Annotated in this window: 14 protein-coding genes, 1 rRNA gene and 1 riboswitch; of the genes, 14 read left to right on the forward strand and 1 reads right to left on the reverse strand. The window is 33.4% G+C overall.

Going from position 1 to position 15,881, the window contains the following annotated elements; all coding sequences use genetic code 11:
* Window positions 1–94 precede the first annotated feature (94 nt).
* Window positions 95–203: ribosomal RNA gene (gene rrf / locus N534_RS0106960) — 5S ribosomal RNA — on the forward strand.
* 257 nt (window positions 204–460) lie between these two features.
* Window positions 461–1,744, forward strand: a complete 1,284-nt coding sequence (locus tag N534_RS0106965; RefSeq protein ID WP_028891793.1) for an acetyl-CoA hydrolase/transferase family protein — start codon at window positions 461–463, stop codon at window positions 1,742–1,744.
* Between the two features lie 31 nt (window positions 1,745–1,775).
* Here the strand turns inward: N534_RS0106965 and N534_RS0106970 are convergent, their stop codons facing one another.
* Entirely contained in the window at window positions 1,776–2,501 is a 726-nt protein-coding gene (locus N534_RS0106970; protein ID WP_028891794.1) for a DUF542 domain-containing protein, read from the reverse strand.
* Window positions 2,502–2,779: 278 nt separating this feature from the next.
* On the opposite strand from N534_RS0106970, the gene msrB reads away from it, so the two are divergent.
* The 12 genes from msrB (at window position 2,780) to N534_RS0107035 (ending at window position 15,870) form a co-directional block, all read left to right on the forward strand.
* Window positions 2,780–3,226, forward strand: a complete 447-nt coding sequence (gene msrB, locus N534_RS0106975; RefSeq protein ID WP_028891795.1) for a peptide-methionine (R)-S-oxide reductase MsrB — start codon at window positions 2,780–2,782, stop codon at window positions 3,224–3,226.
* Window positions 3,227–3,239: 13 nt separating this feature from the next.
* Entirely contained in the window at window positions 3,240–3,785 is a 546-nt protein-coding gene (msrA, locus tag N534_RS0106980) for a peptide-methionine (S)-S-oxide reductase MsrA (RefSeq protein WP_028891796.1), read from the forward strand.
* A gap of 6 nt (window positions 3,786–3,791) precedes the next feature.
* Window positions 3,792–5,357, forward strand: a complete 1,566-nt coding sequence (locus N534_RS0106985; RefSeq protein WP_028891797.1) for a YdiU family protein — start codon at window positions 3,792–3,794, stop codon at window positions 5,355–5,357.
* Between the two features lie 184 nt (window positions 5,358–5,541).
* Window positions 5,542–5,653, forward strand: a riboswitch (SAM riboswitch).
* Between the two features lie 131 nt (window positions 5,654–5,784).
* Entirely contained in the window at window positions 5,785–7,077 is a 1,293-nt protein-coding gene (locus tag N534_RS0106995) for an O-acetylhomoserine aminocarboxypropyltransferase/cysteine synthase family protein (RefSeq protein WP_028891799.1), read from the forward strand.
* A gap of 40 nt (window positions 7,078–7,117) precedes the next feature.
* Complete coding sequence (gene thrA, locus N534_RS0107000; protein ID WP_028891800.1) at window positions 7,118–10,516, forward strand: bifunctional aspartate kinase/homoserine dehydrogenase I; 3,399 nt, start codon at window positions 7,118–7,120, stop codon at window positions 10,514–10,516.
* Window positions 10,517–10,631: 115 nt separating this feature from the next.
* Complete coding sequence (locus tag N534_RS0107005; protein ID WP_028891801.1) at window positions 10,632–11,798, forward strand: O-succinylhomoserine sulfhydrylase; 1,167 nt, start codon at window positions 10,632–10,634, stop codon at window positions 11,796–11,798.
* 23 nt (window positions 11,799–11,821) lie between these two features.
* Window positions 11,822–12,229, forward strand: a complete 408-nt coding sequence (locus N534_RS0107010; protein ID WP_028891802.1) for an Rrf2 family transcriptional regulator — start codon at window positions 11,822–11,824, stop codon at window positions 12,227–12,229.
* 117 nt (window positions 12,230–12,346) lie between these two features.
* A complete protein-coding gene (locus tag N534_RS0107015; RefSeq protein WP_028891803.1) occupies window positions 12,347–12,601 on the forward strand; it encodes a DUF2061 domain-containing protein in 255 nt (84 codons plus the stop codon).
* 11 nt (window positions 12,602–12,612) lie between these two features.
* Complete coding sequence (locus N534_RS0107020; protein WP_028891804.1) at window positions 12,613–13,221, forward strand: phosphoadenosine phosphosulfate reductase family protein; 609 nt, start codon at window positions 12,613–12,615, stop codon at window positions 13,219–13,221.
* A gap of 11 nt (window positions 13,222–13,232) precedes the next feature.
* The gene (gene cysD, locus N534_RS0107025) at window positions 13,233–14,138 is read left to right on the forward strand and encodes a sulfate adenylyltransferase subunit CysD (protein WP_028891805.1); all 906 of its coding nucleotides are present in this window, start codon (window positions 13,233–13,235) and stop codon (window positions 14,136–14,138) included.
* A 123-nt stretch (window positions 14,139–14,261) separates the two neighbouring features.
* Window positions 14,262–15,509 carry a sulfate adenylyltransferase subunit 1 gene (locus tag N534_RS0107030; protein ID WP_028891806.1) on the forward strand — a complete coding sequence of 416 codons (1,248 nt, stop codon included), beginning with the start codon at window positions 14,262–14,264 and terminating at the stop codon, window positions 15,507–15,509.
* A gap of 13 nt (window positions 15,510–15,522) precedes the next feature.
* Window positions 15,523–15,870, forward strand: coding sequence for a 4Fe-4S dicluster domain-containing protein (locus tag N534_RS0107035; protein ID WP_028891807.1), 348 nt, complete (start codon window positions 15,523–15,525; stop codon window positions 15,868–15,870).
* Window positions 15,871–15,881: the final 11 nt, after the last annotated feature.

Consider the following 15,881-nt stretch of genomic DNA (forward strand, 5'->3'; position numbering starts at 1 on the left):
CGGTCCTAGTGGCCGGGAGCAAACTCTTTGATGAATTTATGATATGATTTTACTAATATGTTAACTTTTACAGTTGAAATATACTGCAACGATTTAAGGTGATTATCGCAATGGGGCTCACCTCTTACCATTCCGAACAGAGAAGTTAAGCCCATTAGCGCCGATGGTACTGCCACAGGTGGGAGAGTAGGTCGTTGCCTTTCTTTTAAACCTCAATCTTTTAGTAGATTGAGGTTTTTTTTTGCTCTATATTTTAATGAAAATTATTTTTTGTTGATGAGTGATTACTATATGACGATTTTTGAAAATGGTAATACACGTAAATTAAAGATAACTATGGAAACAAATCGAAGAAATCAACAACTAAATTTTTTTACTTAAAAATAAAACATGTATGATTTTTATCATTAATTAAACTGTATTTTACCAAGATATTTGCACACATAAAAGATCCATTAAAATGTCAGAAAAATTAAAAATTGTTACTGCTAAAGAGGCTGTAGCAATTGTAAAATCAAATAATAAAGTTTTTTTTCAAGGAGCAGCAATGACTCCTAATTTATTAATTGATAGCTTGTGCAATAGATATGAAGAGTTAGATAATGTAGAAATTATTCAAATCCACACACATGGTAAGGCAAAGTATTTAGAAGAACCATATTGTAAATCCTTTAAACTAGTTAGCTGTTTTGTAGGTGACAATGTAAGAAAAGGAGTAAATACTAATAATGGAGATTATATTCCTATTTTTTTAAGTGAAATTCATTGGTTATTTCGTCGAAATATTTATTCATTGGATGTAGCTTTTATTCAAGTTTCTCCGCCAGATAAACATGGCTATTGTTCATTGGGCACATCAGTTGATATTACATTACCTGCTATTCAAACAGCAAAAACAGTAATAGCTCAAATTAACCATAATGTACCTAGAACTCATGGAGATGGAATTATCCATATGAGTAATATAGATTATGCTGTAGAGGTCGATGTTCCAATTCATACCTCAATAACAGGAACACCTTCAGAAATAGAAACTAAAATAGGAAAAAATGTAGCAGGATTAATTGAAGATGGAGCAACACTACAAATGGGAATAGGGAATATTCCTAATGCTGTATTACATAACTTAACAAATCATCAACGATTAGGAATTCATACAGAAATGTTTTCTGATGGGGTACTACCATTGATAGAAGGAGGTGTAATTACTGGTGAAGAAAAAGAGATTAAAACAGGAAAGATAGTTACTTGTTTTGCTGTAGGTTCACAAAAGTTATACGATTTTATAGATGATAACCCTCTAGTACATTTTAAAGAGGCTGGTTATACAAATGATACTTCTATCATTAAGAAAAATCCTAAAGTAACTGCTATAAACAGCGCTATTGAAATAGATTTAACAGGACAAGTTTGCGCTGATACAATTGGTCAATACCAATATTCTGGAGTTGGTGGTCAAATGGATTTTATTAGAGGAGCTTCTTTATCAAAAGGAGGAAAAGCTATTATAGCAATGCCTTCTATTACTACTAAAGGAATTTCTAAGATTACACCATTTTTAAAAGAAGGAGCAAGTGTAACTACAACCAGAGCTCATGTACATTATGTTGCTACAGAATATGGAGTAGTTAATTTATTTGGAAAAAGTTTGAAAGAAAGAGCAAAAGCATTAATTTCTATAGCTCACCCTAATTTTAGAGAAGAGTTAGAAAAAGAAGCTTTTAATCGATTTAAAAAGCTATAAAAAAAGGGAGTGCTTGAGCACTCCCTTTTTTTTATAATAATTTGGTTCTTTTTTCTAATTCTAGTGCTTTTCTATGTAGTATATTGTGTTCTAAATGTATATGATGATATAAATCTTGTTCAAACTCTTCAAGTTTAATGTAAAGATCTTTATACGTATTAGAGATACTTTCTGGAATAGAGTAGTTATCTGTTAGTTTCGCTATTTCTCTGAAAAGATTATTAATTTCTTCATGTTCATGTTCTAACATTTTTATAGGAGTATGTATCGTAACGAATGAAGGAACACTTATTTTTTTATACTCTTTATCAGCAGCTATTAGTTGTTTTATATAAGGAAAAAGTATTTGTTCTTCTTTTTGAAGGTGAGATATAATTTCAGAAGAAGCTTTTCTAAACAGTTTATTAATTTTTAATAATTCAGGGTGTATATTACCATAATTTTTTATTGTTTCATTCATATACTGAGAAATTATTGGCAAACTTTCTTTTACATAAGAGTGATGTACATTTTCAATATAAAGAATTAAAAAATTTAAACTCCACGTATTATAATTCTGAAGTACATCACTAATACTTTCAACATTTTCTAATTCATTTTTTAATGTACTTAAATCTATTTTATTCTTTTTGCAGGCCTTATTTATTGTTATATTGCCTTTACAGCAAAAATTAATTCCATATTTCTTAAAAATAGGAGCTGTTTTTATATTCTCAATTACATAATCAGCGACTGTTCTATTTTCTAAGATGTTCATTGTTTTTTTATTTTAGTAAATACTGAAATAAGCTAATAATTTGTGGTTATTTTAACTCAAATTATGCTATAAGTAAGGGGAATTATGGTTTTTTTTACAAATTAATAGATAAGATGTGATTTAAAATATGATATAAATCATTCTTGAAAAAATAGTTAAAATTTTCTTTTAAATCTAATCTATATGAAAGCTTTAGAGAGAATCGTAGCTTTGTAAGTAACAAAGAAAAGAAACTACTAATAAGTTAAATAAAACGAAAGAGCAGGATGAACGACAAAATTTTAACTTGGAAAGACGTAATTAATTTTGCAGTTAATGGTAATCCAACACCTGATAAAAGAGTGGAAAAAACAGCAGCAGAATGGCAAGAACTTTTAACCCCAGAACAGTTTAGAGTTACTAGGCAAAAGGGAACAGAAAGACCAAATTCAGGAGCATTGTGTAGTGTGTATGATGCTGGTAAATATAAGTGTGTATGTTGTGGCACACCTTTGTTCGATTCAACTATTAAATTTAGTTCAGGTACTGGTTGGCCTAGTTTTACACAACCTATAAAAGAAAATGCTATTCAATATGAAAAAGACACTACTTTCGGTATGGTACGCGTGGAAGTACTATGCAATGCTTGTGATGCTCATTTAGGACATGTTTTTCCTGACGGACCAAAACCTAGTGGACTACGTTATTGCATTAACTCGGCTTCAATGATTTTAGATACAGAATAAAGAAAGGAGAGAAATGACAAATAATAAATTAGAAGTAATAACCGTTGGTGGCGGTTGCTTTTGGTGTGTAGAAGCTGTTTTAAATCAAATAAAAGGAGTAGAAGAAGTAGTATCTGGTTACATGGGCGGTACTGTACCAGGAACACCAACCTATAGAGAAATTTGTTCAGGTTTAACAGGACATGCAGAAGTAGTACAAGCAATGTTTAATCCTCAAATTATAAGCTATGAAGAGTTATTGGTAATGTTTATGACAAGTCACGACCCAACAACGTTAAACAGGCAAGGAGCAGATGTAGGAACCCAATACCGTTCTGTAATTTTTTATCATACTCAAGAACAACAACAAATTGCTGAAAAAGTAGTAGAAAAGTTGGCTCCCTATTATGAAGATGAAATTGTAACAGAAATTAGTTCTGCATCAACATTTCATGCAGCAGAAGGGTACCATCAGAATTATTATGAAAATAACAAGGAACAAATGTATTGTGCGGCTGTAATATCGCCTAAATTGGCAAAATTAAAAAAACTGTACGCAAGCAAACTAAAAGAACAATAGAACGTGTTGAAATTCAATATACAAAATGCCTTTACTCAAGAATTACCTGCTGACCCAATTCAAGAAAATATTCGAAGGCAGGTTACAGAAGCTTGCTTTTCGTATGTAACACCTAAAAAAACGTCCAATCCAAAAATAATTCATGTTTCAGATGAAATGGTACAAACGTTGGGGCTTTCAGAAACAGCAGTAACTTCAGAAGAATTCAAGAACATTTTTACAGGGAATGATGTATATAAAAATACACAACCGTATGCGATGTGCTATGGTGGACATCAATTTGGGCATTGGGCAGGACAATTAGGAGACGGTAGAGCGATTAACTTGTTTGAAGCAGTTCATGGTAACAAAAAATGGGCATTGCAGTTAAAAGGAGCGGGGGAAACTCCATATTCGCGCACCGCAGACGGATTAGCGGTATTGCGTTCTTCCATTCGTGAGTATTTATGTAGCGAAGCTATGTATCATTTAGGAGTACCTACAACAAGAGCACTATCTTTGGCACTATCAGGAGATCAAGTTCTAAGAGATGTAATGTATGACGGAAACGCTGAGTATGAAAAAGGAGCAATCGTATGTAGAACAGCCGAGTCTTTTTTACGTTTTGGTAGTTATCAAATATTTCCTGCCAGAGGAGATGTAAAAACATTAAAAACACTAGTTGATTATACAATTAAACATCATTATCCTCATTTAGGTGAAGCTTCAAAAGAAACGTATGTTTCCTTTTTTAAAGAGGTGGCAGAGCGTAGTTTAGAAATGATAATTCATTGGCAACGTGTTGGTTTTGTACATGGAGTAATGAATACCGATAATATGTCGATTTTAGGGTTAACCATTGATTATGGACCTTACGGGTGGTTAGAGGGTTACGATCACGGATGGACACCAAATACAACTGATAATACCCACAAGCGTTACCGATATGGTTTGCAACCAGAGGTAGTTTTATGGAATTTATATCAGTTGGCAAATGCTCTATATCCTTTAATTGAAGAAGCTGAACCTTTAGAAGCTGTTTTAGAAAATTATCAAGAAAAATTTCCTGAAAAGTACATGCATATGATGCGAGAAAAATTAGGTCTTTTTTCTTCAAAAGAATCAGACGGAACATTGGTTTCAAATCTTGAAGAAGTACTTCAAAAAACAGAAACAGACATGACTATTTTTTTCCGATTGTTGTCAAGCATTTCAAAAGATGATACCATAGAGGAGGCAATCAAAAAAATAGAAAAAGCATTTTATAGGCATTCAGAAGTTGTAAACGAAATAAAAAAATCTTGGGAAAACTGGTTTCAAAATTATATAGGTAGATTACAAAATGAAACTATTTCAGATGAAGAAAGAAAAGCAAAAATGAATGCTGTAAATCCTAAATATGTACTCAGAAATTATATGGCGCAATTAGCCATTGATGATGCAAATAAAAATGATTTTGCATTGTTAAAAGAGTTATATTTACTGCTCAAAAATCCTTACGATGAGCAACCAAAATATGAAAAATGGTTTGCAAAACGACCAGAATGGGCTCGAAATAAAGTAGGATGTTCTATGTTATCTTGTAGTTCTTAAGATAAAAACAAGTATTATATTTTAGTTTAAGTAAATTATCGTAAAACACTGGTTATAAGTTATTTGTTTGTTTGTTTTAAAAATAATTCAAAACACTTTTTTAAATAATAATCAAAATAAATTTGGAAAATCCATTTTTATAATTGAATATTTGTGCTCGTAAAAGTTCAAACACTTATTGACGATGTTATCAAGAAAGGTGGAGGGATTAGACCCTATGAAACCTTAGCAACCCTTTGTGCAAACAAAGAAGGTGCTAAATTCTACCAGAGTGAAAACTCGAGGATAGATAACCCAAAAGAAGTTTCAATAATAACTACTGAAACTTCTTGTATTTTCTTAATAACATTTTTCTAGTAAGCAACATCTAAAAAAGATGTGTTTTGGCTTTTGGTTTAATTTTTTATTAACTCAAAAAACAAGAAAAATGAGTACACAAAAATTCGCAACAAACGCATTGCACGCAGGTCATGATGTAACACAAACAAGTGGAACAAGAGCAGTCCCTATTTACCAAACCACATCGTATGTTTTTAACGATTCAGAGCATGCAGCAAATTTGTTTTCGTTAAAAGAATTAGGATTTATTTACACCCGATTAAACAATCCAACCAATCAAATTTTACAAGATCGTTTAGCAGCTTTAGAAGGCGGTATTGGGGCTGTAGTTTTTGCTTCAGGTACGGCAGCTATTTCAACAGGATTGTTAACCTTGCTAAAAGCAGGAGATCATATTGTAGCTTCGAGTAGTTTGTATGGAGGAACTTACAATTTGCTGAATGTTACCTTACCGAGATTAGGCATTACAACTACGTTTGTAGATGCATCTAACCCAGATAGTTTTGCAGAAGCTGTACAAGAAAATACAAGAGCTTTCTTTATAGAGTCTCTAGGGAATCCGAAGTTAGATGTTTTAGACTTACAAGCGATATCAGCACATGCAAAAAAGGCTGAAGTTCCTTTTATTGTGGATAATACAGTAGCTACGCCAGCTTTATTAAACCCAATAGAACACGGAGCAAATATTGTAATTCACTCGTTAACAAAATATATTGGAGGACAAGGAAACTCGTTAGGAGGAGCTATTATTGATGCTGGAACTTTTAACTGGGCAAATGGTAAGTTCCCAGAGTTTACAGAACCTTCAGCAGGGTATCACGGATTGGTATATCACGAAGCTTTAGGAGCTGCATCGTATACGTTTAAATTAATTTTAGAAGGATTACGTGATTTTGGAGGAGCCTTGAGTCCTACCAATGCTTTTAATATCATTCAAGGATTAGAAACCTTAGAAGTAAGAATTCAAAAACACAGTGAAAATGCCTTGACATTAGCAAAGTGGTTACAAGAGCAAGAAGAAGTAGCTTGGGTAAATTATCCTGGGTTGGAAGGAAACAAGTATAAGGCTTTAGCTGATACTTACTTACCAAAAGGGCAAAGCGGATTGGTAACTTTTGGAGTAAAAGGAGGTTACGAAGCAGCAAAAACTATTGCAGATAATACAAAACTCTTTTCATTACTAGCAAATATTGGAGATACTAAATCTTTAATCATACATCCTGCAAGTACAACACATCAACAATTGAGTGATGAATCACAAGAAAGTACAGGAGTTACCAAAGATTTAATCCGTTTGTCAGTTGGTTTGGAAAATATAGAAGATTTAAAAACCGATTTACAAGAAGCATTTGCTAAAATTTCTAAAGAAGCATTGGTATAAACCAATAACATTTGGAGAATATCTCAAAAATAAGTCGGTAATGAAAAGTGATTTACAACACATCAATATTCTTAGTTATACCACAATAAGCGGTACGCAATTCGATACAATTCCGTTAAGTTATCAAGTTTTCGGAAAAGCATTGGGTACTGCTCCTGTGGTGTTAATTAACCATGCTCTTACAGGAAATAGTAATGTTGCAGGAAATGATGGCTGGTGGCAAGATTTAGTAGGAGAAAACAAGGTTATTGATACCAAGGAATATACTATTTTATGCTTTAACATTCCAGGAAATGGCTATGATAATTTCTTAATAGATGATTACAAAAGTTTCGTAGCACGTGATATTGCAAACATTTTTATACAAGGGCTAGAACAACTCAAAATAACACAATTATTTGCGTTGATAGGAGGATCGTTAGGAGGTGGAATCGCTTGGGAAATGGCAGTGTTGAATCCAAAAATAACAAAACATTTAATCCCTATAGCAACCGATTGGAAATCGACTGATTGGTTAATAGCCAACTGTCAAATACAAGAACAGTTTTTAACCAATTCTAGCAATCCGGTACACGATGCGCGTATGCATGCTATGTTGTGTTATAGAACACCCGAATCGTTTAAAAAACGTTTTCAACGCTCAAAAAATGAAGAATTACAGATTTTTAATGTAGAAAGCTGGTTGTTACATCACGGAAAAAAATTACAAGAGCGCTATCAGTTAGCGTCGTATAAATTGATGAACCAGTTATTAAAAACCATCGATGTTACCAAAGGAAGGGAAGGGTTAGATGTGTTAGAAACCATTGAAGCAGATATTCATATCGTTGGTGTTGATTCCGATTTGTTTTTTACTGCGGAAGAAAACAGGGAAACACACAAACAACTGGCATCTGCCCATGCAAATGTAACCTACAATGAAATTAATTCAGATCATGGGCATGATGCTTTCTTAATAGAATACAAACAATTAGAAAAAATTATTGAACCAATATTCAATCAAAAATCAACCAATAAAAGAATGAAAATTTTAAAGTTTGGCGGAAAATCATTGTCGAATGAAGGCATACCAAATGTAGTATCAATCATAGAACAAAAAATAAATGAAGGAGAGAATATAGCTGTAGTAGTCTCAGCAAGAGGAAATGCTACAGATGAGTTGGAAGAATTATTAGAAAGAGCAGCTAAAAGTGAAGCTTTTAAAGAGCAACTAGAAGCTTTTAAATACGAACAAACAAAATTAACGCCTTTAGTAGATTTTTCTACTGAATTCAATAGGCTAGAAAAACTATTTGAAGGAGTTAGTTTGTTAGGAGACTATAGTCAAAAAATAAAAGACGAAGTGTTGGCACAAGGCGAGTTATTGTCTATAAAAACCGTAACCGATTTGTTACAGCAAAAAGGTATCAATGCCAATGCTACCGATGCTAGAAACTTGTTAAAAACAGATGAAAGCTTAGGAAATGGACAATCGATAGTTGAGATTTCGAAAGAAAATGTAAAAAATCATTTCAAACAACATAACGGAACAACAGTAAACATTGTTACTGGGTTTATAGCATCGAATTTAAACAATGAAACGACGACTTTAGGAAGAAACGGAAGTAATTACACTGCTTCATTATTAGCCAATTATTTAGATGCGGAAGAGTTACAAAACTACACACATGTAGATGGTATTTTTACCGCAAATCCTGATTTGGTAGCAGATGCCAAAAAGATAGAAGAGTTATCTTTCTCTGAAGCTAATGAGTTAGCCAATTTCGGAGCTACTATTTTGCATGCAAAAACCATTATTCCCTTATTAGAGAAGAATATTAACCTTCGCATATTAAATACGTTTAACCCAAATGATAAAGGAACGTTGATTACGGCAAAGTCAACTTCAAAAGGAATCAAATCCTTATCAGTATTAGACAAGGTTGCTTTAATAAACTTCGAAGGAAGGGGCTTGTTGGGAAAAGTAGGAGTGGATGCACGTATTTTTAAAGCTCTGAGTAATCACGGAATTAGCGTGAGCATTATTTCGCAAGGATCTTCAGAACGAGGGATTGGTTTAGTGGTAGATAAAAGTAATGCAGTAGCAGCGGTAAAAGCTTTGGAACAAGAGTTTGAAAATGATTTACAAACAAAAGATGTCAATCAAATTTTCATTCAAGAAGAAGTAGCGGTAATCTCAATCATAGGACAAGATTTAAGTGAATTCCACCATCCATACAATGCTTTAATTAAGAATCAAATAGTTCCTTTATTATTCAACAATACAATTACAGGTAAAAATGTGAGTTTGGTGGTGAAAAAGGAACAATTACATAAGGCGTTGAATGTAATTCATGGTCAAGTATTTGGAGTTGCTAAAAAGATAAACATTGCTGTTTTTGGTAAAGGTTTAGTAGGAGGAACACTGATAGAACAGATACTAGAAAGTTCGAAATCAATCTTAGAGAGACGTAAAATTCAATTAAATATTTTTGCCATTGCTAATTCTAAAAAAGTGTTGTTAACCAAAAATGGAGTAGCAACTAATTGGTCGGATGAACTTGAGAATACAGTAGATAACCAGCATACAGTTGATACAGTAATCGATTACGCTAAAGAACATCATTTAGAAAACCTAGTTGCGGTAGACAATACAGCAAGTGTAGACTTTATAGAAAATTACATTCCGTTAGTCAATGCAGGGTTCGATTTGGTTTCATCTAACAAAATAGCCAATACAGTTTCGTACGATTTTTATAAAAAACTACGTAAAACCTTAGAAGAAAACAATAAGAGTTACTTGTACGAAACCAATGTAGGTGCAGGGTTACCGTTGATTGATACGATTAAACTATTACACGATTCAGGCGAAAATATCACGAGAATTCGTGGTGTATTTTCAGGTTCGTTAAGTTACTTGTTCAATAAATTTTCTGCGGAAGAAGTGCCGTTTTCAAACGTATTACAAGAAGCAATTGACAGCGGATTTACAGAACCAGACCCTCGTGAGGATTTGTGTGGAAATGATGTAGCTAGAAAACTATTGATTTTAGCTCGTGAGCTAGATTTAGAAAATGAATTTGAAGATATTCAGATAGAGAACTTAATACCAGAAGCGTTTAGAGAAGTATCTTCAGAAGAATTTTTATCTAACCTAGATCAATTAAATCCAACGTTTCAACAGCAGAAAGAAGCTCAAAAAGAGAAACACGTGCTTCGATATATTGGAGATTTACATGGAGATTTACAGCAAACAAAAGGAGAGTTGGATGTAAAGCTAGTCTCTGTACCAGAGAGTTCTCCTTTAGGAAGTTTAAAAGGTTCCGATGCTATTTTTGAAATTTATACAGAATCTTACGGAGAACAACCTATTGTAATCCAAGGAGCAGGAGCAGGGTCTAAAGTAACTGCTAGAGGCGTATTTGGAGACATCTTACGATTAGCAAAGAATAATAATTAGTAGAAAGAAACAAGAACCAAGAAAATAGAGCAGAGAAAAAAGATACAAGAACTGAGACCCAAAAATCTAGATTCTTTTATCTGACAACGAAGCGGTCAAATATCTAAAAAACAACATGAGCAAAAATTTTGAAACACAAGCTATACGAACGCAAACAGAACGTTCACAATTTTCAGAACACTCTACACCTTTATACTTAACTTCAAGTTTTGTATTTGATGATGCTGAAGATATGAGAGCGTCGTTTGCTGAAGAAAAGCAACGAAACCTATATAGTCGATTTTCAAACCCGAATACCACAGAATTTGTCGATAAAATAGTGGCTATGGAAGGAGCTGAAGCAGGATATGCATTTGCAACAGGTATGGCAGCCGTGTTTTCAACTTTTGGAGCTCTGTTAAATGCAGGAGATCATATAGTATCGTGCCGCTCTGTTTTTGGTTCAACACATAGTTTGTTTACTAAATATTTACCGAAGTGGAATATAGAAACAAGTTATTTTAAAATTACTGAAACAGATAAAATCGAGAGCTTAATTCAACCGAACACCAAAATTTTATATGCTGAGACACCTACCAATCCGGCAGTAGATATTTTAGATTTGGAATTGTTAGGAAGTATTGCCAAAAAGCACAATTTATTATTAGTGATAGACAATTGCTTCGCAACCCCGTATTTACAAAACCCCATAAAGTTCGGAGCCGATTTGGTGATTCACTCAGCTACAAAACTCATAGATGGTCAAGGTCGTGTTTTAGGAGGCGTAACCGTAGGAAAAGAGGACTTAGTTAGAGAAATCTATTTATTTTCAAGAAATACAGGTCCAGCAATGTCTCCATTCAATGCTTGGGTATTGTCTAAGAGTTTAGAAACGTTGTCGATTAGAGTAGAGAAACATTGTGAAAACGCTTTGAAAGTAGCGCAGTTTTTAGAAGAACATCCAAAGGTGAAATTGGTGAAGTATCCATTTTTAAAATCGCATCCACAATATGAAATAGCTAAAAAACAAATGCGACTAGGAGGAAATATTGTTGCTTTTGAAATCCAAGGAGGTATAGAAGCAGGACGTAAATTCTTGAATAGTATTCAACTATGCTCATTATCAGCAAATTTAGGAGACACAAGAACCATTGTAACACATCCAGCATCTACAACACATAGTAAGTTAAGTGAAGAAGATCGGTTAGAGGTAGGAATTACTGACGGTTTAGTACGATGTTCGGTGGGATTAGAAAACGTAGAGGATGTAATTTATGATTTAAATCAAGCATTAAATAATTAAGAAGTAAAGCATATATTTGTAATATGCTTTCTAAGAAAACAAAATACGGAATTAAAGCGCTTACTTTTATTGCTAGGCAAGAAAAGGGCACTATGGTACAAATAGCTACCATTTCAGAAAAGGAAAATATTTCGCACAAGTTTTTAGAAAGCATATTACTTACCTTACGAAAATCAGGAATTTTAGGAGCTAAAAAAGGAAAAGGTGGAGGCTATTATTTGTTAAAGCCAGCTAGCGAAATTAGAATGACTGATGTTATAAGAACACTAGAAGGACCTATTGCTATGGTACCATGTGTTAGTTTGAATTATTATGAAAAATGTGATGACTGTCCAGATGAAGAAGCTTGCTCAGTACACAAACTTATGATTCAAGTAAGAGATAATACGCTACAAGTACTTCGTAATAACACACTAGCAGATTTAGTGTAGTATTAACAAATTGTAAAATTCAAATATTTTTTTGATTTCTCCTTGGAGAATTAAAAAGCATCTGTATATTTGTCGACTTAAAACCTAGTATTCCGATAGGGTAATGGTATTTTAAAAATGATTGTAGAACAAGTAGTAGAAAATAAAGCAAATTATAAAGAAGATAAGCTTTCTGAAAAACCAATAAGAAGCATTATAAAATCAATAAGTTGGAGAGTTGTTGGTACCATAGATACAATATTAATATCATGGGTAATTACAGGACAAGTAAAAACAGCTTTTTCAATTGGAGCTGTAGAGTTAGTAACAAAAATGCTATTGTATTTTTTTCACGAAAGAGTTTGGAACAGTATTAAATGGGGCAAAAAATGAGTATAGAAACAATGAATTTAGAAGCAGTAAACGCAGAGTTAAAAAACAAATCTCCAAAAGAGATTATTGTTTGGGCATTACTACAAGCAAATAAAGCCGTAGTAACTACAAACTTTCGTCCCTATGAAGGAGCTATTTTACACGCAGTAGCATCAGTAAAAAACAGTATAGATGTTATTTGGTGTGATACAGGATATAATACTCCACAAACTTATAAACATGCCGAAGAGTTAATTGAAAAACTACAGTTAAACATTCAGTTGTATGTACCTAAACAAACAGTAGGACACAGAAACATCACTTTAGGTTTGCCAACAATAGATGATCCAAAACATGCTGTTTTTACTGAACAAGTAAAATTAGAACCTTTTAAAAGAGCAATGAATGAACACAAACCAGATGTTTGGTTTACGAATTTAAGAAAAGGACAAACTGCTTTTAGAGATAGTATTGATATTGTTTCAAGAAGTAAAGACGGAGTATTAAAAGTAAGTCCATTTTACCATTGGTCAGATGAGGAGTTAGATACTTATTTAGAAGAAAACCAGTTGCCAAACGAGTTTAAGTACTTCGATCCCACAAAAGTAGAAAGTAACAGAGAATGTGGTTTACATATTTAAAGAACATGATTATGAATACAGAAACTATACAAGTAGGAGCTTTAGAAAGCGAAGCCATATACATATTAAGAGAAGTAGTCGCGCAATTTGAAAAACCGGTGTTATTGTTTTCGGGGGGCAAAGATAGCATAACACTGGTGCGACTTGCTCAAAAAGCATTTTACCCAGCAAAGATTCCGTTCCCTTTATTGCATATTGATACAGGGCATAATTTTCCTGAAACGATTGAATTTAGAGACCGTTTGGTAAAAGAATTAGGAGTTGAGTTAATAGTACGTCAAGTACAAGACAATATTGATGCAGGTAAAGTAAAAGAAGAAACAGGAAAATACGCTAGCCGAAACATGTTACAAACCGAAACGTTATTAGATGCCATAGAAGAATTTGGTTTCGACGCATGTATCGGTGGAGCGCGTAGAGATGAAGAGAAGGCAAGAGCTAAAGAGCGAATTTTCTCAGTACGAGATGATTTTGGGCAATGGGATGAAAAAAATCAGCGTCCAGAGTTGTTTGATATGTTGAATGGAAGAATCGATCTAGGTCAAAATGTACGTGTTTTCCCAATTTCTAACTGGACAGAATTAGATGTATGGTCGTATATACAACAAGAACAAATTGAAATTCCATCCATTTATTTTGCACATAAAAGAGCCACTTTTATTAGAGATGGACTCATTTGGTCTGCAAATGATGAGGTGGTGTATAGAGAAGAAGAAGAAGAAGTACGTGAACGTATGGTACGATTTAGAACCGTAGGAGACATGAGTTGTACGGCAGCGGTTTTATCAGATGCAATAGATATAGATACTGTAGTAGATGAAATTAGAGAATCAACCATTTCAGAAAGAGGAGCAAGGATTGATGATAAACGATCTGAAGCAGCTATGGAGAAACGTAAACAACAAGGATATTTTTAAAAAAAAGATGTTAGCTATTAGTCTTTGGCTGTTAGCATTATAAAACTTAATAATATAAACTAAGCAAAAGTAGCTAAGAGCTAAAAACCAAAAGCTAATAGCCTATTGCCAACAACATAAAAAATGAACGTAGTAAAAATAGCAACAGCAGGAAGTGTAGATGACGGAAAGAGCACACTAATAGGGCGAATTTTATACGATACAAAATCATTAACCCAAGATAAATTAGAAGCAATAGAAGAAAAAAGTAAGCAACGCGGGTTTGATTACTTAGACTTTTCTTTAGCTACAGATGGGTTGGTAGCAGAACGCGAACAAGGAATTACTATTGATGTAGCTCACATATATTTTTCAACACAAAAAACCAGTTTTATTATAGCTGATACTCCAGGTCATATAGAGTACACTAGAAATATGGTTACAGGAGCTTCAAACTCTCAAGCTTCTATCATTTTAGTAGATGCAAGAAACGGAGTAGTAGAGCAAACCTATCGTCATTTCTTTATCAATAATTTATTGAGAGTAAAAGATGTAATAGTAGCAGTAAATAAAATGGATTTGGTTGACTTTTCAGAAGAAAAATTCAATCAGATTAAAGGTGAGATAGAATATTTAGCTAAGAAGAGCGACTATCAAAATCAAAACATCACATTCATACCTCTTTCAGCTTTGAAAGGAGATAATGTTGTGAAGTCTTCAGAAAACACCCCTTGGTATAAAGGAGAAACTTTATTGAATCACCTTGAAAACTTGGGGGCTGAAGATACACAAGAAGCATCAAAAGCACGTTTTCCAGTACAAACAGTTATTCGCCCAAAAACAGACGAATATCACGATTTTAGAGGATATGCAGGAAAACTGTACGGAGGCGATTTAGTGGTAGGAGATAGCGTAACGGTATTACCATCAGCAACAAAATCTACCATAAAAAGTATTCAGTTTTTTGATAAAGAATATGCAAGAGCAAAAAGAGGGAGTTCTGTAAACATCACTTTAGAAGACGATGTAAATGTAAGTAGAGGAGATATGTTGGTGAAAACAGGAGAAGAACCTTCTGTGGTAAAACAGTTAGAAGCTACCATTTGTTGGATGGATAAAGCACCATTACAAGCTTCTCAGAAATATTACATCAAACATGGAGTAAACGATGTACAAGCAAAAATAACAGAATTAACATCTTTAATTCGTACCGATTTTTCTGGAAAAGAAGAAACACCATCTCAATTATCACTAAACGAAATAGGAGAGGTGAGTTTAAAAGTTAGCAAGCCATTGTTTGTTGACTCATATGAGGAAAACAAAGCAAACGGAGCGTTTATAATCATCAATCCAAAAACCAATACTACATCAGGAGTTGGTTTTATCAAGTAAATAATAAAAAGTTATGGCAATAATCATTACAGATGAGTGCATTAACTGTGGAGCTTGCGAACCTGAATGCCCAAATACAGCCATTTATGAAGGAGCAAGTGACTGGAAGTATAACGAAGGAACCTCACTACAAGGAAATGTAACCTTATTGGATGGAACTTCGGTAAATGCAGACGAGGATAATGAACCAGTATCAGACAAATACTACTTTATAGTACCCGATAAATGTACTGAGTGTAAAGGATTTCATGAAGAACCACAATGTGCTGCAGTATGTCCGGTAGATTGTTGTGTGCCAGATGATGCACATGTAGAAACCGAAGAACAATTGTTAGCAAAACAAGAGTTCTTACATAACTAATATCAACGCTT

This window comes from Tenacibaculum sp. 47A_GOM-205m, assembly GCF_000518405.1.
Taxonomy (GTDB): Bacteria; Bacteroidota; Bacteroidia; order Flavobacteriales; family Flavobacteriaceae; genus Polaribacter; species Polaribacter lutimaris.